This is a genomic window from Mycobacterium arosiense ATCC BAA-1401 = DSM 45069 (assembly GCF_002086125.1).
Classification (GTDB): domain Bacteria; phylum Actinomycetota; class Actinomycetes; order Mycobacteriales; family Mycobacteriaceae; genus Mycobacterium; species Mycobacterium arosiense.
The window spans coordinates 1-20,108 of the sequence record NZ_MVHG01000072.1 but is presented as its reverse complement, the minus strand read 5'-3'; the positions used below and the strand labels follow the sequence as shown (position 1 = coordinate 20,108).

At 63.0% G+C, this 20,108-nt stretch carries 23 protein-coding genes and 1 pseudogene; 10 read left to right on the top strand and 14 right to left on the bottom strand.

Annotated features, from left to right (window positions below; genetic code table 11):
* Positions 1-17: 17 nt before the first annotated feature.
* On the bottom strand, positions 18-1,403 hold the full coding sequence (locus tag BST14_RS21370) for an ABC transporter substrate-binding protein (protein WP_245845591.1): 1,386 nt from the start codon (positions 1,401-1,403) through the stop codon (positions 18-20).
* 390 nt (positions 1,404-1,793) lie between these two features.
* On the opposite strand from BST14_RS21370, the gene BST14_RS21365 reads away from it, so the two are divergent.
* Together BST14_RS21365 and BST14_RS21360 are read left to right on the top strand one after the other, a co-directional pair.
* Positions 1,794-2,153 (top strand): YidH family protein, encoded by a 360-nt coding sequence (locus BST14_RS21365; RefSeq protein ID WP_083066354.1) that lies wholly within the window; start codon positions 1,794-1,796, stop codon positions 2,151-2,153.
* Positions 2,150-2,494 carry a DUF202 domain-containing protein gene (locus tag BST14_RS21360; protein WP_083066353.1) on the top strand — a complete coding sequence of 115 codons (345 nt, stop codon included), beginning with the start codon at positions 2,150-2,152 and terminating at the stop codon, positions 2,492-2,494. Before BST14_RS21365 ends, BST14_RS21360 begins: the two co-directional genes overlap by 4 nt.
* 13 nt (positions 2,495-2,507) lie before the next feature.
* On the opposite strand, the gene gyrB is transcribed toward BST14_RS21360, so the two are convergent.
* The 4 genes from gyrB to BST14_RS21340 form a co-directional block, all read right to left on the bottom strand.
* Positions 2,508-4,445, bottom strand: coding sequence for a DNA topoisomerase (ATP-hydrolyzing) subunit B (gyrB, locus tag BST14_RS21355; RefSeq protein WP_142279527.1), 1,938 nt, complete (start codon positions 4,443-4,445; stop codon positions 2,508-2,510).
* Between the two features lie 21 nt (positions 4,446-4,466).
* Positions 4,467-5,819 carry an arylsulfatase gene (locus tag BST14_RS21350; RefSeq protein ID WP_083066351.1) on the bottom strand — a complete coding sequence of 451 codons (1,353 nt, stop codon included), beginning with the start codon at positions 5,817-5,819 and terminating at the stop codon, positions 4,467-4,469.
* A gap of 58 nt (positions 5,820-5,877) precedes the next feature.
* Entirely contained in the window at positions 5,878-6,579 is a 702-nt protein-coding gene (locus BST14_RS21345) for a GntR family transcriptional regulator (protein WP_083066363.1), read from the bottom strand.
* A 224-nt stretch (positions 6,580-6,803) separates the two neighbouring features.
* The gene (locus BST14_RS21340; RefSeq protein ID WP_083066350.1) at positions 6,804-7,682 is read right to left on the bottom strand and encodes a formylglycine-generating enzyme family protein; all 879 of its coding nucleotides are present in this window, start codon (positions 7,680-7,682) and stop codon (positions 6,804-6,806) included.
* 586 nt (positions 7,683-8,268) lie between these two features.
* On the opposite strand from BST14_RS21340, the gene BST14_RS21335 reads away from it, so the two are divergent.
* The gene (locus BST14_RS21335) at positions 8,269-9,678 is read left to right on the top strand and encodes a nitrate/nitrite transporter (protein WP_083066349.1); all 1,410 of its coding nucleotides are present in this window, start codon (positions 8,269-8,271) and stop codon (positions 9,676-9,678) included.
* 135 nt (positions 9,679-9,813) lie between these two features.
* Here the strand turns inward: BST14_RS21335 and BST14_RS21330 are convergent, their stop codons facing one another.
* Complete coding sequence (locus BST14_RS21330) at positions 9,814-10,146, bottom strand: thioesterase family protein (RefSeq protein WP_245845589.1); 333 nt, start codon at positions 10,144-10,146, stop codon at positions 9,814-9,816.
* Positions 10,147-10,564: 418 nt separating this feature from the next.
* Between BST14_RS21330 and BST14_RS21325 the strand changes: the two genes are divergently transcribed.
* The 3 genes from BST14_RS21325 (at position 10,565) to BST14_RS21315 (ending at position 12,756) form a co-directional block, all read left to right on the top strand.
* Positions 10,565-10,807 carry a hypothetical protein gene (locus BST14_RS21325; protein ID WP_083066348.1) on the top strand — a complete coding sequence of 81 codons (243 nt, stop codon included), beginning with the start codon at positions 10,565-10,567 and terminating at the stop codon, positions 10,805-10,807.
* Between the two features lie 627 nt (positions 10,808-11,434).
* Positions 11,435-12,022: an LGFP repeat-containing protein gene (locus BST14_RS21320; RefSeq protein WP_245845587.1), complete on the top strand. Its 588-nt coding sequence runs from the start codon at positions 11,435-11,437 to the stop codon at positions 12,020-12,022.
* 158 nt (positions 12,023-12,180) lie between these two features.
* Complete coding sequence (locus BST14_RS21315) at positions 12,181-12,756, top strand: DUF937 domain-containing protein (protein ID WP_083066347.1); 576 nt, start codon at positions 12,181-12,183, stop codon at positions 12,754-12,756.
* 200 nt (positions 12,757-12,956) lie between these two features.
* Here BST14_RS21315 and BST14_RS21310 read toward each other — a convergent pair whose 3' ends face one another.
* Both BST14_RS21310 and BST14_RS29700 read right to left on the bottom strand, forming a co-directional pair.
* A complete protein-coding gene (locus tag BST14_RS21310) occupies positions 12,957-13,556 on the bottom strand; it encodes a LysM peptidoglycan-binding domain-containing protein (RefSeq protein WP_083066346.1) in 600 nt (199 codons plus the stop codon).
* A 235-nt stretch (positions 13,557-13,791) separates the two neighbouring features.
* Positions 13,792-13,998 carry a hypothetical protein gene (locus BST14_RS29700; RefSeq protein WP_142279526.1) on the bottom strand — a complete coding sequence of 69 codons (207 nt, stop codon included), beginning with the start codon at positions 13,996-13,998 and terminating at the stop codon, positions 13,792-13,794.
* A 428-nt stretch (positions 13,999-14,426) separates the two neighbouring features.
* Between BST14_RS29700 and BST14_RS31745 the strand changes: the two genes are divergently transcribed.
* A complete protein-coding gene (locus tag BST14_RS31745) occupies positions 14,427-14,771 on the top strand; it encodes a Zn-ribbon domain-containing OB-fold protein (protein WP_368731261.1) in 345 nt (114 codons plus the stop codon).
* On the opposite strand, the gene BST14_RS21300 is transcribed toward BST14_RS31745, so the two are convergent.
* From BST14_RS21300 to BST14_RS21285, 4 genes are read right to left on the bottom strand one after another with little or no spacing between them, the layout of a single operon-like run.
* The gene (locus BST14_RS21300; protein ID WP_158085911.1) at positions 14,719-15,321 is read right to left on the bottom strand and encodes a TetR/AcrR family transcriptional regulator; all 603 of its coding nucleotides are present in this window, start codon (positions 15,319-15,321) and stop codon (positions 14,719-14,721) included. The genes BST14_RS31745 and BST14_RS21300 overlap by 53 nt on opposite strands.
* Before the next feature lie 52 nt (positions 15,322-15,373).
* The gene (locus BST14_RS21295) at positions 15,374-15,640 is read right to left on the bottom strand and encodes a cytochrome C oxidase subunit IV family protein (protein ID WP_083066344.1); all 267 of its coding nucleotides are present in this window, start codon (positions 15,638-15,640) and stop codon (positions 15,374-15,376) included.
* A 3-nt stretch (positions 15,641-15,643) separates the two neighbouring features.
* Complete coding sequence (locus BST14_RS21290; RefSeq protein WP_083066360.1) at positions 15,644-16,237, bottom strand: cytochrome c oxidase subunit 3; 594 nt, start codon at positions 16,235-16,237, stop codon at positions 15,644-15,646.
* Between the two features lie 11 nt (positions 16,238-16,248).
* The gene (locus tag BST14_RS21285) at positions 16,249-16,941 is read right to left on the bottom strand and encodes a hypothetical protein (protein ID WP_083066343.1); all 693 of its coding nucleotides are present in this window, start codon (positions 16,939-16,941) and stop codon (positions 16,249-16,251) included.
* Positions 16,942-17,367: 426 nt separating this feature from the next.
* Here BST14_RS21285 and BST14_RS21275 point away from each other — a divergent pair, with 426 nt between their 5' ends.
* Together BST14_RS21275 and BST14_RS31140 are read left to right on the top strand one after the other, a co-directional pair.
* Positions 17,368-17,589, top strand: coding sequence for a hypothetical protein (locus tag BST14_RS21275; protein WP_142279525.1), 222 nt, complete (start codon positions 17,368-17,370; stop codon positions 17,587-17,589).
* 753 nt (positions 17,590-18,342) lie between these two features.
* A complete protein-coding gene (locus BST14_RS31140) occupies positions 18,343-18,687 on the top strand; it encodes a PE-PGRS family protein (protein WP_083066340.1) in 345 nt (114 codons plus the stop codon).
* 102 nt (positions 18,688-18,789) lie between these two features.
* On the opposite strand, the gene BST14_RS30135 is transcribed toward BST14_RS31140, so the two are convergent.
* On the bottom strand, positions 18,790-18,972 hold the full coding sequence (locus BST14_RS30135) for a hypothetical protein (RefSeq protein WP_158085910.1): 183 nt from the start codon (positions 18,970-18,972) through the stop codon (positions 18,790-18,792).
* 184 nt (positions 18,973-19,156) lie between these two features.
* Positions 19,157-19,255: pseudogene (locus BST14_RS31740) on the bottom strand (aromatic-ring hydroxylase C-terminal domain-containing protein); the annotation flags it as partial.
* A gap of 675 nt (positions 19,256-19,930) precedes the next feature.
* On the opposite strand from BST14_RS31740, the gene BST14_RS31735 reads away from it, so the two are divergent.
* The coding region (locus BST14_RS31735) for a transposase (protein ID WP_142279208.1) at positions 19,931-20,108 on the top strand (178 nt) is incomplete at its 3' end.

The following is a 20,108-nucleotide window of genomic DNA, read 5'->3' as shown; positions in this document are numbered from 1 at the left end:
CTGATTTCAGTTGTCGGCTACTGCGGGGACCGCGACTGTGCCACGGCTGCCCGGTAGGCGAGTGGTGAGGCTGTCGGATGCCTCGCACGGTAGGCGTCGGCGCCGGCACCGGTGGCGAATGGTTTGTATCGCTGAGTAGGTGGCGCGGCCGGGTCCTTAAGCCACACAGCATGATTGGCGAACAAGCGGGTGCGTGTCAGGGTGTCCGGGACGTACGCGGTCCGCACCGCCGCGCTGGCGGCTACTCGGCGCAGCAGGCAAGTCGGTGTCGCGGCCACCGCAGTAGTGTCGGTCCCTTGGACCCACAACTCCGAGGCCTGCGCCGGATCGCCGACGGGCAGCCGGCACAGGTCGTCGTATCCGCTCAGGGTGCTGGGGTTGGCCACGTCGGCGCGCAAGCGCTCATAGTCGCCGCCGAACAGCCGCCGCAGATACACGTCGTCGACAAACGACGCGACGTCGAAGTCCTTGCTTACCGATCCTCGGGCGACCAGGAACCTCTTGATTGCGTCGAGGGCCTTCACCAATTGGTCTTTTAACGTCATATCGAACGACACCAGCCCGTTGGGGCCGTTATAGAGGTAGACAACTTCGGGTTCGATGCCGGTCAACTGACTCACCCGGAGGGCGGCCGCCAGCGGATGCGTGACGATGTAGTGGGTAGTCGTCCTCATCGCCCGCAGAAATGCGGCCGTCACGTCGCGGTTGGCGTCGGCGAACTGTTTACGGACGACGACACCGTGGAACGTTGGCACGTTGTTGTCGCCGCCGTCGTAGAGCAGCCTGCCCTGGTTGCGGAAAATCACCAGTTGTGGCCACGGCACAAACTGTGCCAGCGCGTCCACCTGCCCGCCGTCGATGGCCGACGCTCCGATCGACGGATCTTGGTTGACTGTGTGCACAGAGTGGGAGTCGATACCGTTGCGCTGCAACGCGGTTGAGATCATCCCGTCGCCTGCCGACCCGAGGCTGGTTGACACCCGTTTGCCGGTTAGGTCGGCCAGGGTCTGGGCTGCGGAGCCGTTAGGGACCACGACCTGGTTCAGCGAACCGCGCAAACTGTAGCCGGTGGTAGCGATCAATTTGGTTTGAGCGTCGTCGTATTTCTTGGTCTTGGATCCGTTGGTGAGCAACGGATAGTCGCCCATCGACCCGATGTCGACGTGGGTCGCGATCATCTGCGCCGTCAGCGGTGCACCGGAGGAGAAGTCCTGCCACACTACGCGGTACTTGCGGCCTGTGGACGTGCCGAGTTGATGAAGCTCGCTTTCGAACTCGCCGCGGTCACGCATCAAGGTTCCGGCGTTGACGGTGTTGATGGTCTTGGACTGATATCCCACGTTGATCACGATGGCGTTCTCGGTCAGCACGCCGCATCCGCTCAGCGCCTGCAGTGCGGGCACGAGGATTGACGTGGCGGCGGCCGCCGCTCGAACACGCCGCCGGCGCGGCCCTGCAGCGGCCCGGAGGGTGCAACGGCCGGGCCGGGCGGTTATCGTCACATCGTGCACGCAGTCCAGCGTCGAGGCTTTCTATTACCGCTCGATCACTGGACGTTGCACCATCGTTACGCCATCTCAGCGCTCAGCGCGCCGGTGGTCACGGCGTGATGGCACCGGGTCTTGGTTGAAGTTCGCCGGGGTGACGCGGCATCATTTAGAGCCGGCAGCGCGCAAATGAAGACTGAGTTACGCCACCTCGGTTTTCCTGGTACACCGGCGCTGCACGCGAAAGACTGAGTGATTGTGAAAACCTCAGGCGCCGCACTGAAACTGGGCACCGCAGACCGGTCAATGGGATCTGCAGCGCCCGGCGCCGAACCAGACTATCGATTTACGCTGGCAAACGAGCGGACGTTCCTGGCATGGCAGCGGACCGCGTTGGGGTTGCTTGCCGCGGCAGTCGGTGTCGTGCAGTTCATGCCGGAATTCGCCGTACCGGGGGTGCGGCACGCGCTCGCCGGCGCGGTGGGTGCAACGGCGATGTTGACTTCGGTTGCGGGACTGCAGCGTTGGAGGCACGTCGATCGTGCGATCCGCCTCGATCGACCGCTGCCCCGACCGGCGACGCCGGTCTACCTGGCTGTGGCCCTAATTGCCATCGGCCTGGCGACGGTGGCCCTGGCGCTGGCGGGCATCGGGGGCGGTCGGTGACGTTCGCGGAGGCCACGCCGGCCGACCGCGGGCTACAGCCGGAGCGCACGGCCTTGGCCTGGACGCGAACCTCTCTGTCCATCGTCGGATCCGGTATGTTGGTGCTCCTCAAGGACCGCGACTTTTCCGGTTCGAGCGGCCTCGCTGCGCGCGTGGCGATCGCAGGGCCAGCGGCTGTTCTTGCGTTGGCCGTCTACGCAGTGGGGGTGCGGCGTCGCCGCGCCTTGACGGTGCGCCCGTTGCCTCAGCCGGTGCACCCACGACGCGCGGTGCTACTCGTCGGCATGTCGGTCGTGTCGTTGACGCTGGTCGTAGTCGCCTATCTGATGCTGGTCGCCTGATGTCCGTCGTTGTTCAGGTGTCTAGAAAGCGGACGTCCTTGGCATTACGGGTGATAAAGCTGCGACGCGCGTCGACGTCCTCGCCCATCAGGATGGAGAACAGCTCGTCGGCCGCCGCGGCGTCGTCGAGCGTGACTTGGCGCAGCACCCGTACGGTGGGATCCATTGTGGTTTCCCACAATTCCTTGGCATCCATTTCGCCGAGACCCTTGTAGCGCTGGATGCCGTCGTCTCTGTTGATCTTCTTGCCTGCCTTCTGGCCGGCCTCCAGCAACCCGTCGCGCTCGCGGTCGGAGTAGGCGAATTCGGGATCGCTGCGCTGCCACTTCAGCTTGTACAGCGGCGGCTGCGCCAAGAACACGTGCCCGTTCTCGATCAGCGGCCGCATGAACCGGAACAGCAGCGTCAGCAACAACGTCGAGATGTGCTGGCCGTCGACGTCCGCGTCGGCCATCAGCACGATCTTGTGGTAGCGCAGCTTGGCGATGTCGAACTCGTCGTGGATGCCGGTGCCCAACGCGGTGATGATCGCCTGGACCTCGGTGTTCTTCAAAACCCGGTCGATGCGGGCCTTTTCGACGTTGATGATCTTGCCGCGCAGCGGCAAGATGGCCTGGAACATCGAGTCGCGGCCGCTCTTGGCCGAGCCGCCTGCCGAGTCGCCCTCCACCACATACAGTTCCGACTTGCGCGGATCGGTGGAGCGGCAGTCGGCGAGCTTGCCCGGCAGGCCACCGAGGTCGGTTGCGCTTTTGCGGCGCACCAGCTCACGCGCCTTGCGGGCCGCGATGCGCGCTCGCGCTGAAGACGCGGTCTTGGCGACGATGACCCGCGCTTCGGCCGGGTTGGCCCCGAACCAGTGGGTAAGCTGCTCATGGCACATCTTCTGGACGAAGGAACGGACGCCGGCGTTGCCCAACCGCGTCTTGGTCTGGCCCTCGAATTGCGGTTCCGCGAGCTTGACCGAGATCACCGCTGCCAAGCCCTCGCGGATATCGTCCCCGGTGAGGTTGGCCTCGCTTTCTTTTAACAGTTTCTTGTCTTTGGCGTACTTGTTCACCACCGATGTGAGCGCCGCGCGGAAGCCCTCTTCGTGCGTGCCGCCCTCGTGGGTGTTGATGGTGTTGGCGAAGGTGTGCACCGACTCCGAATAGCCGGCGTTCCACTGCATCGCAATCTCGACCTCGCGTCCCGGTTCGCTCCCCGAAAATGCGATGATGCTGGGCTGAATCGGAGACTTAGCGCGGTTGATGTGGGCGATGTAATCCGCTAGGCCGCCGGGGTAATGGAAGGCTCGCGTGTGTGCGGCATCGGGGCCGGCAGCGACCGAGCGTTGGTCTGTCAGCGTCAGCAACAGGCCCTTGTTGAGGAAAGCCACCTCCTGCAGTCGACGGGCTACGGTCTCCGCGCTGTACATCGTGGTCTCGAAGATGTCAGGGTCGGCCCAGAACCGGACTGTCGTGCCGGTCCGCGTCGTGGTCCGACCGCGGATCAAGGTGCCCGGGATGGCACAGTCGTAATGTTGCGACCACTCGAAGCCGTCGCGGCAGATTTCCACCTCAAGTCTCGTGGACAACGCGTTGACGACGGAAACCCCGACACCATGCAAGCCGCCGGAGACGTTGTAGGAGTCCGCGTCGAACTTGCCCCCGGCATGTAGCTGGGTCATCACGACGTCCACTGTGGGGATTCCGGTCGCGTGCATCGCGACCGGAATCCCACGCCCGTCGTCGGTCACCTCGACCCCGCCATCGGCCAACAGCGTCACGTCCACGCGGCGGGCGTGGCCGGCTATGGCTTCGTCAACGCCGTTGTCGACGACCTCCCAAATCAGATGGTGTAGGCCGCGTTCCCCGGTGGACCCGATGTACATGCCCGGCCGCTTGCGAACGACATCGAGGCCTTCCAGGATGGTTATTGATTGTGCGCCATACACGTTCGAGGGTCGCATACCGGCCATCTGCGGGTCGGCCTAGTCGTGGCGGGTGGGGACGAAGTCGATCGGTGCACCGGCGGGGATCAGTTCCTCGGCCTGCGCGCTCACCTCGAAGTCGCGAATGATGCGTCGGGCGTGTTGCATCACCCACCACCGCACGAAAGCCTGATTGACAGGCTCCCGTTCCTTCGGATCCTCCAGAAGGTTGATGATCCGGGCGAACCCGAGGGGAATCTCGGGATCGTGAAAATGCTGCTGGCGTTTGAAGCTGATCTTGAATTGGGACCACTTGACCGCGTGTAACTCTTCGTTCAGCCACACCATGCAACCTTCGCGGTTGGATTCCTGTGCGCCACTGAAGAAGTCGCGCTGGTCGATACCGTCGATAATGCGGTCTGCCGGAACCTCGCAGCCAGCCCAGCGCAACAACGTCGGGAACATGTCGGTGACGTGCACCATCTCGTTGCTCTCCCGGACCGCGACCCTGTTCGGCCAGCGGATCAAACATGGGGTGCGAATCCCGCCCTCGGCGGAACTGAAATACGAACCGTCGAAGAATCCGGCAGTACCCCGCCCCAGCAGATGATCTTCGGGGCCGTTGTCCCCGGCGAAGACGACGATCGTGTCGTCGGCGATGCCCAGCTCCGTCAGCGTATCGAGGATGCTGCCGAAGTCGTTGTCGAGCATCAGCAACGAATCACCCCATTCGCCGTTGGCGCTCTTGCCCTTGAACTCCTCGCGCACCACCATCGGGAAATGCATCAGCGAGTGGTTGTGATACAGGTAGAACGGTTTGCCGGCATCGACGCTGCGCTTCATGAACGCCTTTGCCCGCCGGTCGTATTCCGCGTCGACTTCGCCTTTGAGTTTGACGGTCAACTGCTGGTCGGTGGCGCGCACGCCGTCCCGCTTTGTGCCGTCGTACATGTAGGAGTAGCCGTCGCGATCGCCGTCGTACCAGGGATCGTCCGGCCACAGGCATTCGTCGTAGGTACGGGCGGGTCCGTACCACTCGTCGAATCCGTGGTCGGTGGGCCAGCGTCCATCCTCGGCTCCGATGTGCCACTTGCCGTAACACGCCGTGGCGTAGCCGGCCTCCGACAGGATGTCGCCCATGGTGCGCTCCCAGGCCACAATGCCGCCGTCGTTGCCGCCCAACGCAATCGTGTGGTTTCCCGACCGGATCGGGTAGCGACCGGTCATCAGCGCGGAACGCGTTGGTGTGCATTGGGGCTCGACGACGAAGTGCGACAGTTTGAGCGCTTCACCGGCGAACGCGTCTATGCGGGCGGTGTCGGCTCCACGCAACATTCCGCCGCCGTAGCAGCCGAGCTCGCCGAGCCCGAGGTTGTCGACGTGGAAGTACACGATGTTGGGTTGTTTGGGCATGACTGTGCCGCCTCTCAATTGGTGTGGGTGAATCGTTGTCGCGGTGTGGATCGGCCGACTACGGCGGCGGTGCGTCCTCCCGGGTGGCAGTGGTGACCAGCGAGCATCGGTCACCGCGGTAGCGCACCGTCTCCAGGTCGAACGGTGTGCCGTCTCGCAGATGGGTCAAGCGGTGCAACAACAGCAGCGGCGCGCCAGCGCGGATCTGCAGCAGTGAGGCGGTATTGGGGTCCGCCAAGACGGATTCGACGGTGATTTCGGCCCAACCCAGGCGTTCGCCCAGCTCCCGCTCGATGAGGGCGAAGACGTCCTGCTTGTCGAGTTCGGCGTCTATAGGGATGGCCCCGATACGCAGCGCGGTGGTATCCAGCGACAGCGGCAGCCCGCCGACCGAACGAAGCCGCTCGATGAACAGGATGGGGGCGTTCTCGGGCAGCTGCAGTTTGGCCGCCACAAACGGGGTGGCGGTGGATTCACGCACCGACAGCACCTTGTTGTCGACCGGAAGCCGGTGCCCAGCAAGGGATTCGGCAAGACCTTCGAGCCGATCGAGGTGCTGGCGCAACTTCGCGCCGGTGACGAACGTGCCGGAGCCCTGCACGCGAGTGATCAAACCTTCCCCCCGCAACAGATCTAGCGCCTCGCGAATGGCGTTGCGGCTGACTCCCAGTTCGGCGGCCAGAGCGGATTCCGACGGCAGCGCCGGGCGCGCGGCAGCCAATCCGCCGTAGGCGCCTTCCAGAATTTGGCTGCGCAACACGTCGCGCACCCAACGCGCCGCGTCTGCCCGGCTACCGGCGTACTCCCGAGTGACAGGACGGGGAAAGTCCTTGGGAGGAAAGTGTGGCCGCCGGGACATGGGCTCACTGTGCCACCCATAACGGGGATGGCGGTTAGCGGAATGTTACGCCACCTGGCCGGTGTGTTACGCCCTACGCCAGGCCATATGCCACAGCGTTATGAGTGGTGTTTCGCCACCAGTCGTCAGGGAGCGATGCAGCGGAACCCGATGTGGGTGGTCGCGCTGTCCTGAGACTGCGACGACCGCGCGGCCGGACGGTACCGATGGCAGTACTCCGGTGCACACAGGTGCGAGCCGCCCTTGAGCGTCTGCATCACGGCGGGGTCCCCGGTCGCCGACGTCGGGCAGCAACTGGGCGCGGAGCGACCCGGGTGGTGACCGGCGCTGTAGCGGGTACTCGTCCACTCCCAGACGTTGCCGATCATGTCAACCAGGCCAAAGTCGTTGGGCGCGAACGTTCCTACCGGGGAGGTACCAACCCATCCGCGGGCGCCGTCATTGCGGTAGGGGAATTTGCCCTGCCAGGTGTTGGCCATGATCTGACCACCGGGAGCGACGTCGTCGCCCCACGCATAGGTCGACGAGCCGCCGGCGCGTGCGGCGTACTCCCATTGCGCTTCACTGGGCAGCCGCCGTCCCGCCCAGCTCGCGTATGCGGCGGCGTCCGGATAGGCCACCTGGACCACCGGATGGTCGAGCCGATCCTCGATCGTGGAGCCGGGCCCAAAGGGCTGCCGCCAGCAGGCACCCGGCACCCACGTCCACCACTGCCGCCAAGCGCGAAGATCCACCGGACCGGAAGTCGGGGTGAAGACGAGCGAACCGGGTATGAGGTCCTCAGGGGGCACGCCGGGGAAGGCCTTCGCATCCAGAGCGTTCTCGGCGACAGTGACATAGCCCGTCTGGTCGACGAATTCAGCGAACTGCGCATTGGTCACCGGATGACGTTCGATCGAAAATGGCCGCACCGTCACTTCATGCATGGGTGATTCCTCAGGGTAGAACGAGTTGGACCCCATGAGGAAGCCGCCGCCGGGAAGATCAATCAACTCGGTGAGCATGCCGTCAGGTTATTCGGTCATCCCGCGTCACACGACCACGCAGACCTCCTCGTCGTGCTGCGATTGTCGACCAGCTCCGACGAGAACCATGACGAGGTTTACTACGGTCCTTCGGCGATGGCGCCGCCGCCGCCGGCTGTCGAGGGTATACGGCGGTGCGCGGATCCATTTCACCCGTCCTCGAGCGCCAGTTCGATGATCCGACCGTCGGCGCCATATATAGGAACCGAGCGGCGTTGGTCGGTCACGGCGACGGGTTTGTTCGGCGTCGTCGGTGCCGCAGCCGCGGCCGCATTCGATCCCACGGATACGTGTGAGTGCCAAAAAGGAACTCGGGTTCGCCATCCAACCGATGTCGGTAGGGCCTTACGCACACCGTGGTTGGCCCAGCTGTAAGGCATTGATATTTAACAAATTTGATCTATTCTTCAAGAATTTCCATGTATCAAGGCCGATCTCGCGGCACCGGTTGCAGCTGACGAGCCCAATCGATTGCCGACTCACAGCTAGCCGTACGCGAACGCGCAGAATTCGACGTTAGCGTCGTCGTCGGTCGTTTCCGATTCATGAAAAATAGGGGATGTGAATGGGCCGTGCGCGGAGCATTTCGAACTGGAATCCCGAGGACATTGCCGCTTGGGAAGCCGGCAATAAGAGCGTTGCTCGGCGCAACTTGATCTGGTCTGTGTTCGCCATGCATGTCGGCTACTCGGTCTGGACGATCTGGTCGGTGATGGTGCTGTTCATGCCCCGGTCTGTGTACGGGCTGTCGCCGGCCGACAAGCTTCTGCTGGGTGCCACTGCGACCCTCGTCGGTGGCTGCTTGCGCATCCCGTATGCGGTCGCGGTGGCCAAGTTCGGCGGTCGCAACTGGATGATGTTCTCATCGTTGGTGCTGTTGATCCCGACCGTTGGCACCACTGTGCTGCTGGCCAACCCCGGGCAGCCATTGTGGATGTATTTGGTCTGTGCCGCATTAACCGGCATGGGCGGTGGCAACTTTTCCGCGGCGGTCGCCAACGTGAATGTCTTCTACCCACAGCGACTTAAGGGCGCGGCATTGGGTATTGCCGGTGGCGGTGGCAACATCGGCGTGCCAGTGATCCAGATCGTCGGCCTGGTGGTGCTCGCGACCGCGGGCAACCGGCAGCCCTACTGGGTATGCGGGATCTATTTGGTGCTGCTGTCGCTGGCCGCGCTCGGGTCGGCACTGTTCTTGAACAATGTGGAGCTGCCCCGCGGCGAGCCCAAACCCGTGCGAGCGGCTTTGGCGCAGCGCGACACTTGGGTTCTCGCGATGCTCTACATCGCGACCTACGGGTCGTTCATTGGGTTTTCGTTCGCCTTTGGCCAGGTGCTGCAGATGAATTACATGGCCTCTGGAAAAACGGCTTTGCAGGCGTCGTTGCATGCCGCCCAGGTCGCCTTCCTCGGACCGCTGCTCGCATCGCTGGCGCGGATGTACGGCGGCAGGCTCTCTGACCGCCTCGGCGGCGGACGAGTGACCATGGGGGTCCTGTTCGCGATGGCCGCGGCCGTCGGTGGGCTGATCGCGGTGAGCGCCCATGCCGACAGCCGCTCCGGCCCCCTGAGCGCAGCAACCACTACCGGCTACATCATCGGCTTCATGGCCTTGTTCGTCTTGTGCGGAATCGGCAACGGGTCCGTCTACACATTGATCCCAGCGGTCTTCGAGGCCCGCAGCCACTCCATGAAGCTCGTCGAAGCCGAACGCCGTCATTGGGTTCGCGCGATGTCCGGCGTCGTGATCGGAATCGTCGCCGCGATCGGCACGCTCGGCGGCGTATTGATCAACCTTGCCCTGCGCCAGTCCTACCTGAGCACCGGCTCTGAGACGACGGCTTTCTGCTTTTTCTTGTCCTGCTACCTCATTGGGTCGACGCTGACGTGGTCGATGTACGTGCGGCGCTCCTCGGCCGTCAGACAGACGGTGGCGGGGTCGGAAGTGTCAGAATTGTTGCCGGCCAAGACATGACGCGATAACGGCGACGTGGTCGGGGTCTGTCCAACGCCGCAAGGCCCCACGGCAGATCCGAGATTCACGCTTCGGCGGAGGCCGTCGACAACGTCGACGAACAACCCAAGCTAGGCCCGCTCAGAGAGTTGTTACTCAGCGGGCGAGGAACTTCTGCCGGTCAACGATGACGCGGTCGATTTCCCCTTGGGCAACAAGCTGTCCCGAACCGTCAACGGCCTTCACTTGGAAGCTGAGTAGTCGCCCATCGCCCGGCAATGGCTCGGCAGTGACCTCCACGGTGCCGCCTACATGGGTCGCGCGGCGGTGCTGGACGCGCACCGCGGTGCCAACCGTCGTCTGTCCAGGACCGGCAAACGGCTCAGCGGCTTGTACCGTAGCCGCTTCGAGCCATCCGATTAGCCGTGGGGTCGCAAGCACCGGCACGTCGCCGCTGCCGACGTGCTCTGCGGTGTCGGTTTCCGTCACTTGATAGCGCACCATTACACGTTAGCGGGCGCCCGAACCGCGGGCTAGGTGCCGTCCTCGTCCAATACGGACGCACCGATACTTCTCGACGGCCCCGTGATAGGTAGGGGAAGATTTTCTGGAGCAGACCAGCGGTCCACATCTTCGGCGAATGCCGCTTACGAACAATCACCGAACCGACAGCAATGGGTTCAGCATCAAGGACCATCTAACCGGAAAATGAGCGACGGTGCTGGAACAGCCAACAGCTCGACGCGATTTACAGTTGGCCGCGCACTGAGGGACGGTTGTGTGCCATGACCGTTAAGCGTCGTTGCCGCAAATGTGATCTCGCACCCCTATCTTTGGACATATCAGAACGCCGAAGTTTCTGATGTCCCAGTAACGCCTATCGCCGTCCGCAAGCCTGGGGGCTGATATGACCACCGCAATTGCCGCGCACACACCAGTCGACAACGATGCGGCCGACGGGCATGACGATCTCCTTTTGGCGGTCGCAAAAATAAACGCCGTCGGCCGTCGAGGGAACACCGTTCTCGCCGAATCGAGGCCGCACTGGCGACTCACGGAAGAAGAGATCGTGCGCGGGGTGGTCGCGGTGATATTGGTGGCCCTTGTAACGGTGATTGGCCTCGCCGCGGCGATGTTAACACTCGGTTAGCAGGGGAGTGGGCCACCGGGCGCCCGAAGGTCAAGGTTCCGAATGGAAGTCGATTCACTCGATATCCATCCGATGCACCGCGAACCGCGCAGTGGTCTACGTGATCAGCGAGCTTAATAGAGCTTCCTCCCGTGCTAGCGCGAGCATTCCGCCGAGCGCTTGGTAGTCCATTACTCAATACCCGAACTTGACGGGTGAGGTGAGCGCGCCATACCAGCTATGGTGCAACGCGGTTACACATTCGGTCTTCATCACCGAAAACCGGTGTCTTGCAGGTAGATACGTGGCGACCATTGGTAGTAGCCCACCTAGGGTGCCCTTAACTACCGAGCGCGGCGCGCAGCTCGGCGAGAGCCTCGGATTCCGTATTGGCGATCAGGTCGTCTCGATCGCTCAGGAGAATCCGGCGGGTACGCCACCTCGAGAAGATCTCTGGCGCGTTGAAACAGTTGGCTCGCCGGACTGGTGGAATGGGATTTATCGCTATACGGTGTGACGTGCTTCATAAGTACGCCGTGTACCAGGCAACTGGGGGAAATCGCGATCCACGGCTGAGGTGCTTTGGGTTTGAGGAGGCCGCCCGGCCGTCGCGACTCCGGCCTGTTGTTGCTGCAACTAGGAGGAATCGTGAGCAAAAGCGTAGAGAAAAAGGTGGCTGGCCGAGGCGTCGCGCTGCCTGTTGCGGTTGGGGTAGTCGCTTTAATTGGTGTCGGATGTGGCCACACAACCGGCACCGGTGCATCGGCGAGTTCGGCTGCTTCATCGGCGGGCTCGGCTCCCTCGTCGGTAATTTCGTCGATCACCGCCAGCCCGTCGCCGGCGCCAGGCCAAAGCGGGGCTCCCAGTACCACACAGATCACAGGCGCCAACGGCACCGCGTTCCAGGTCGAGGGACCCATCCTCACCAAATACCAGACACTCGACGACAAGTCGCGTAAAGACCTGGGGGCACCGACCGGCAATGAGCAGAAGAATCCCGACGGGGGTATCTACCAGCAATTCGACGGCGGAGTGATCGTCTACAAGACGCAGGCCTACGTCGTGTGGGGCAAGATACGTGACAAGTGGAACGAGCTGGGCGGTTCGCAGGGCAAGTTGGGCTATCCGACGAGCGATGAGATAGACACACCTGAGGGCCACAAAAAGTCGACATTCGAGCACGGCGCCATCACCTGGAAACCGGGCGACGCCGAGGCGACCGTGACCTACAGCTAACCCTGCCAAGCCAGTAGCTGATCGTCGCTGTCAGCGGCCAAGGCTGCAAATCGAAAGCTTGCCGAGGTCAACCACCGCTGCGCGCCGCTTGCTGGCCTGTGTAAAGTTGTCGGCGAGTGGTCACGACATACCAACAATCAACGAAGGCAGACGCGCCCATGGCCGGTCTTGATGATCTCTTCGCGCAGATTCCCACCCAAGACATCGCCAGCAAGCTCGGCGTCGACGAGGGCGAGGTGACTACCGCGGTTCGCGCGCTAGTGCCGGTGCTGGTCGGCGGTGTCCATCAGAATGTTCAGGATCCCGACCACGCGGCGGGGATCGAGTCAGCGGTCAATGAACACGCCGCAAAAGGCTTGCTGGATAGCGGTTTCAGCCCGGATACGGCCCAGCAAGCCGACGGCCAGCAGGCAATCGCGAAAATCTTCGGCGGCAACGACACCAACCAGGTCGCCGCGGCACTGTCAGGGGCCGGTTCGGGTAATCCCGAGCTGTTGGCGAAGCTGTTGCCGATCTTGGCGCCGATTGTCCTGGCCTACATCGGCAACCAACTAACCCAGAAGGGCGCCCCTGCCCAGGAGAAGGCGTCCGGCGGCGCACTCAACGAGGTGTTGGGCAGCATCCTTGCCGGGGGCTCTGGCGGTGGCAACAAATCATTGGGCAACATCCTGGGCAAGGCGCTCGGTAGCAAGGCCGGCGACATCCTGGGCGGTCTACTCGGCGGCAAGAAGTAGCGGTATCGCATCCGCGATTACCTGTCGGGTTCATCGGCGCGGAACCCGTCGATCGGACACGGAGCTCACAAGGCGTCTTGGTCTTCGCGCGAATGATGCTGATGTTCTCAGGCACCCCTTCACCCGATGCAGGATCTCCAAAAAAGCGCTGCGGCCCGGGTCCTAGTGGACCGAGGCCGCAGCGGCTGTTCGTAACGCGATCAGGGGATGGTTAGCACCTGTCCGGGATGGATCAGGTCGGGGTTGGAGATGCCGCTGGCGTCCGCAATAACCTGGTGTTTGCTGCCGTCGCCGTAAAAGCGCTCCGCGATGGCCCACAAGGTGTCCCCAGAAGCCACGGTGTAGGTGCGGGCGGGCTCGGGCGCAGGCGCGGGCGGCTCGGGTGCCGGTTCGGCTTGGGCTGCGGGCTCTTCGGCGGCGGGTGTCACCTCGGGGGCCGCGGCTTCAGGTTCGGGCGGCGGCGGGGCGTCGGTCTCGGTTTTCGTCGACCACGCCGCTCCGTCGGCGGCGTAGAGCACCAGATTGCGGTCATCTTGCAGCACGAGTCGGACGTCCTTTTTGCCCTTGGTGTCGCTGTGCCACACCGGCTTGTCTGCGGTGTAGAGCACGAAGTTGCCGTCGGGCTGCACCTCGGCGCGCACCACATCCTGGCCGTTTGTCCCAGTTGACCAGAGGGCCTTCCCGCGCGCGGCCAGCACCAGATTGCCGTCATCCTGCAGCGTCAAGGTGTAGGCCCCGTTGTTCGATGTCAGCGACTCGCCCTTCACCAGCTTCTGTCCCTGAGTGAGCGTATCCGTCACAGCGTTTCCCCTTCTCGTCGGCGCGTTGCGGCCGGCCCCGCAGCCGGCCTCGTTGCGTCATGCACGACAGCATGAGCGTCCTGAGAATATCGCTGTTCACTGACCGTGACTACCCGACGTCTTACCGTATCGTCAATTCGATTGGCTGCTTAGCTACGGCCCCGTTGCATTGGGGACGGGGTTTCGACGACGTCACCGAGGGCGTACCGCCGGCGCCTTTCCGCGGCGGGTTCGCTCAGCTGGCCAGCATGTGCCCCGGGTCGGTTAGCCGGCAGTTGCGAGCTGCACCAAAGTATTTCGCCTGCTTCGTTGCTTCGTTGCTGCTATGGCCGGCGCCGCCCGGAAGCGAACGCATCGATTTGTTCAGCGAAGACGACCGCTCGACTTCAACGGAAGCCCGGCACACCGTAGGCAAAGGCGTTTCATGGACAATGACGATCATCCATAAGATAGATTATCCATGAAATAAAGGGGAATATCGTGGCCCACAGCAGGTTTGACCCCGCAAACCGTCATAGTAACGTATCGACTGCATGCAGTGTGTCATGCGCTCCATTGGAATCGGCCTAGTTCATCATAGATACGATGTCGACGAAATATATTAGAACGCAGCGTTACTCGGTCAGCTTCCCTGGCGACCCGTTGCATACATGCCAATGGATAACCCTGCTGTCAATGGCCGAGTAGGCCACGGAAATCGTCTACCCGGTCCGGTTTGGGTTCACAACATCAGTACGTTCAAAACAATATATAGTTTACTGTTTCTCTTATGTCGCTCGATTCGCGTAGCGTAGACCCAAGTTCCGGCTAGCTCCCAGTCCTTCGGCTGAGACGCATGCCTTCTGGACCGGCGGGGCACGCGGTCAGCTGATGATTTACCGCTGCCGCGCGTGCGGACATTTCTTTCACCCGCCCGGACCAGCGTGCTGCGGATGCCGCAGCATCGACGTTGGCCCACAACCGGTGTCCGGGCGAGCCACCGTGGCCGTGTACACCGTGAACTGCCAACCCTGGATTCCCGGTTTGGATCCGCCTTACATCGTCGCCATGGTGGACTCGTCGACGTATCGCCCGACGACATCCGGTCGGCCTGCCGGTCAAGGTCTTCTTTGCGGATTGGACCGAACCCTCGGGCGATCCAAACGATTGTGTTTGGCTGCCGCTATTCCGGCCGTCCCGGTCGACCTGACACGTGCAACCCTGCCGAGATGGTAAAGGACAACTCATCGATGATCTCGTCTGCGCTCGGCACCTCTTTATCGGAGGAATAGGTGTTCTGCAGGAACGTCGCCGCAACACCGACGAACAGCATCAGTAGCCGCAGCTGCAAGGCCGGCGAAGACGTCCGCAGACCCTGCGCCGAAAGATAACGTTCCATTGGTGTCACGATCGGGTCGAGAGTCGCGCTGATCCGGGCTCGCACACGATCGAGTTCGTCACCGGGTGACTCATCCGCGAACACGTGCACCATCGCACGCGCGATCGATTGATTGCTCGACATGAACTCGTAGAACCCCGTGGTGAACCGACGAACGAGTCGGTCATGGTCCATCGCTGTCAGGGCGGGGTCATCGAGCCATCGCTGATGCAGCCGGCCAACAGCATCCAGTAGAGGTGTCACCACCGCGTCGAAGAACAACTTTTCCTTGTTGTCGAAGTATCGGAAGATCAGATCGTGCGAAACCCCCGCGCGCGAAGCGATTTCGCGCGTCGTCGCGCCGTATCCTCGCTCTGCGAATACCTCTCGGGCGGCCGCCTGGATCAAACCGGGCGCGCTCCCACGGCGGGCACGTTGATTTTGACCAGCCATCGCCCGCTCAGAGCCAGAAGTACATACCGGCGAGAACCATCCACAAGATGGTGCAATACGCCTCGAAAGGCGCCCGCAGCAAGAGCGGCGCGTTGCGCAATTCCATGAAGTCGAGCCCGACAAACCGGACCTTGACCACCGCCAGCCCCAGCACGACCACGCCGACTGTCGAACCGACTCCGTGGTCCGCGCCCAGCGCCCACGACAACATCGTCACCATGACAAGCACCAGCCACACAAGGGTGGAGCGCGCGCGCAGCAATGCGAATGTCATCGGTCAACTCACCAGATACAGCAACGCGAACAGGATTATCCACAATAGGTCGACGAGGTGCCAGAAGCAGCCACCGCCCTCGACGACGGCCATCCGTGTCGCGCTGAGGCTGCCGCGGCGCGCCTGCGTCAGCAGCAGGATGAGCACGCCCGCGCCGATCAGCACGTGGAAGAGGTGCAGGCCGGTCAGGATGAAGAAGTAGAGGTAGAAGTTGTTCTCGGTCGGGACGTGCCCGGCGGTCACCTTGGCCGTGTATTCGACGCACTTAAGCCCGATGAAAATGAGACCGCAGGCCAGTGCCCCTGCGAGCATCAATTGCGCGGCTCCGCGCTGGGACTGCCGGATTCCGCGAACAGCGGTCACTACGAGCAGCGAGCTAATCAGCAGGACCAGCGTGTTCGTCAGCCCGATGCCGATGCTGAGCGTGTGCCGCGACGTGTCGAACAGCTCGGGCGCCTGCGCGCGCTGGTACATGAACGTCGCAAAGAAGACCCCGAAGACCACCATGTCGCCGAACAGGAAGATCCATACGCCGGGTTCGCCGGGCACATGCGTGGTCGGCCGGACGCTGGAGTGCTCGCCAACGGTCGGCCGCATGGATGTCAGAATCACGCCGCGGGTTCCCATTCTCGGTTCGCGGCGCGCTCTTCCCGTTCCGCGGCTTCGACGTCGACCGCTTTGGTGAGCATGATCGCAGTCACCACCATCCAGATGCAGAACACGGTCAGGGGAATCCAGAAGGCGAACATGCCGTTCCACGCCAGCGGCCCCGTCTTGAACAGGTAGATAGCGCATCCCGGAACGCCGAGCACGGCGTACCAGATGTTGAAGTAGCCAAACCACCGCGGGAAACTCGGCACCCGGCGTCTGTCGATGAACACGCAGAACGCCAGAATGACCACCTGGGTGATCAACGGGCCGACCAGCCCGACGAAGACGAACCAGAACAAATCGCTGAGCGCCTGTGTCACATCGGGATTGCGCTCGGGGCGGTACGCGGCTGCCACAGCGAACAGCGCGCACAGCGAGAAGCCGAACGGGAACGTCACGCTCAGCAATAGCTGAGTCAAAGACATGACGCCCCAATAACCTTCGATCCGGCGTACTTGGCGTGACAGCAGGGCGAAGAACGGCGCGAAAAGGTAAGCAAGCAGGATCATCAGGGCGAGACCGATGCGGATGCGCAACTGGTTGTCACTGTAGATCCGCGCCGTCTGCTCGGCGGTAAAAGCGGGGCTCATCGGCGGGATGAGTCCGGCGATGAACCAGAACATCACAAGAAAACCGCCGAGCATGGTCACTCCGAGCCATGCCGAGGCCTTTTCAATTCTTACGTGCATGGGCTGCTCCCTGCCGAGGCTGCATCGAGGTGACGTTATCGGCCGTCTACACAATTAGTCAATCATTGGTCTACTAAGCTTGTGAGCGGCCGCCGACACCGAGAAGAGTGCACGTGTCCAACACCGTCGGCAGCGGGTCAGTTGGGTGAACCTATGGTGCTGCGCCTGCTTGAGGCCGGCGTGCCCGTCACGGCGTATGCGAGGCGGCCCGAGGTACGCGAGCGCCTAGCCCACATCGGCACTTGTCCGTTCCGGATTTAGTTGGCATGCGCGAACCTGAAATATGTCAACATGTCTCGGACGCTGTCGAGCCGAGCGGTCCAGATCTAGATGACATCAATCGGCGAGGATTTCGGGTCATTCATGTGCACAGCCATGAGTTCACGCTTGCCGGTCGATCTGCACGCTTTCACGGCGAAGATTACCTTTTCGACATTCCCCGCGATGGCCCCCGACCTGCAGGCGCGGATTCCGCTTGACCACGCGGTGCGGTTCATCATCGCCGGTGCCGAGTGCGGTGTGGAGCGGGCTGACCTTTTCGGCGGCGCGGGTTTCCGCACGCTGGGTGCGCTTAGCCGGAACTCACGGGGTGGCACTCGAGGAGTTTGATGATTCTGTCGCGCATCGCGCGGTACTGGTCGACGCGACTGTCGGTCGTGGTGAACAGCAGCTTTCGGGCGCCTCCGGCGCGTGCGTCGGACTTGGGATGAGCGAAGAGCGTTGCCCAGTCGGCCGCCCGCGGACGGATGCCGCGGGAACATGAGCCTGCACTGCCACGCGAAGGAGTGGAGCCAACTGCGGGCATCAGGCGACTACCCGCCCAACTCGGGGTGGCGATAGTGCATCCTGCACGAGTCGCTCGCGGCGACGGGCATTGTCGTAACGACAGGACTTTGAGGGCGCCGTGGCGATGCGCCCGCACCCCATCTTACAGTTCGTCGCCGCGATCACCTTGGTGGCACTCATTCTGGTGCTCTTGCTGCTCTGGCTGGGCTGCTACGGCCTGGCCTTCTGAGCCGCACCCGCAAGCAAATATTCGAAATCCTGACGGCCACAACGTTGTAAGCGTCGCGCAGCTATGAGGACCGCCAGTTTCAGGCATACCAGGCCCCCGTTCCACCGTCAGGTCGCTGCCTGGTTCGCCTTCGACGAACACCGTGTGTCCGGTTGGAAGGGTCACCTGCTCGAGTTCGTCCGCCAAGGTGGCAATGGCGTCTGGGCCAACGCCGTGCAGCATTGCGGCGTCTGCTAGAACGTGTTGCACCGAAGCTCCTTTCGGGTCCCCTGTGTACGGGGACTCCCGTGTGTGGGCTGCAGCACAACCAGGTTTTGTCCACTTGGCTGGTGTGGTATTTATAGCGAATGTTAGCTCATCTAACCCTTACCAAAGCGCTAGCGTCGGCCTCGGCGGTAGGTGCGCTACTGGCTGTTGCTCCGGCGATCCCGAACATCGGTCCTTCATCGACCGGACCGCTGATGACTGTGCATGCCGTCGGCTTCAAGCAGGACCCGGGCGGGGGTGGCTGCGACGGCAATGGCAATTGCGGCTGGGGCGGCCAAAACGATGGCCCGGGCGGTGGTTTTGGCGGTCACGGCTGCCTAGCCGGCGTCGGTTGCGGCTCTGGCGGCCAGTTCGCCGGACCCGGCGGTGTCCCCGGCGGCACGGGATGCCTGCCCGGCCTTGGTTGCGGATCAGGCCACGCATAAGCTGCCTCCTCGGATCAGCGCTGCCCCTATGGAGTAGTAGACCGGTCTCGATGGGCGGAGGAGCGAGTCGGTTTCGGCAATGGCCTTGGCCTGGCCCGGCATTCAGATGATCTGGTATCCCAGACGGCGCGCTGCACCGAGGCGCACGCCCAGATCGGGGTGCGTTAAGGGCAGCGAGAGCGCCGGCATTGCCGAGCGCGCCGGTGCAAAGAGCGCCACACAGGGTGCCCCGCCAAAACGGCTGTTGTAACGCACTCCGTCAAGCTCAGGGAATGCCTCGACCACCGTGCGGTCCCACCGTTGCGTAACCACATGCGGTAGACGGCGTGGCGCGCATGAGTGCAGCAGTCCCCACCGGGGGAGCGGTGCCAAGGCCGGCTCGCCAACCGCTCGCCGATTACTCGGCGGCCGGCAGGTACCGCTCCTGACGCTGCGACAGGTCGTAGCGTCGTCAGGGTGTGCGGGTTCATCATTCGGTCCGTGCGGGGTGGAGTCCGGTTGCCTTGCCGTCGGTGTCAACCCAGGCGACGTGGCCGTCGGGTCGAATCAGCACGGCGTGTAGGTTCCTGGATGCGTGAGATTTGGCGTAGCGCCGAGAAAGTCGTGGCTACTATGCGGACATGTCACTGGCCCAATACCCAGGACGCGCCGCAGCGGGATGCTGCTCCACAGCAGGACGTGGGAACCCGGCGACGGCAATGGCGCATCGCGTTCGCGGTGGCGGCGCTCGGCCTAACAGCCACCCGGGGGTCAGCCGAATCATGTTGCAGCGGTATATAATTCGTAATGTAAAGTCGGTTACCGGTAACCCGTCATATTCGATCCCGCCGTAATCCTCGGTAAGACCGCGACGGGGGAGCGCTGCGCGTCAAGCCGCCACCAGGGATCTGCGAGGCGAGGGTTAGGCGATCGTTCGGGGACGGCGAGCGTGGTCCTGTCGACCTGGGATCCTTTTGATCAGTGCCGGGTGGAAGTCCGGTTGCCTTGCCGTCGGTGTCGACCCAGGCGACGTTGCCGTCGGGTCGAATCAGCACGGCGTGTGGGTTGGGTTCCCCGATGACCGGTAGCTGCCAGGGCCGGTGTGGCTGGCGTCGATTACCGATAGCCGGTAGTCGGCGGCGGCCTCGGTGAATCGGCGGGGTAGGGCCGAGGTTGAGCAGAGTTTGCCTGCTGCGGGGAGGAGTCAGGGTCGGCTAGGGCGTGTCTGGCAAAGATTTTGGATGTTGTGCCCGAGGCTTGAGTCATGTCGCGGTTTCAGTTGCTCACCGATGCTCAGTGGTCGTTGATTGAAGATTTGCTTCCGACTCGGACGGGCAAGCGGGGCAGGCCCTTTCAGGATGCCCGCTCGATGGTCGAGGGCATTATTTATCGGTACCGGTGTGGGATCGCCTGGCGAGACGTGCCCGGGGCGTTCGGGCCGT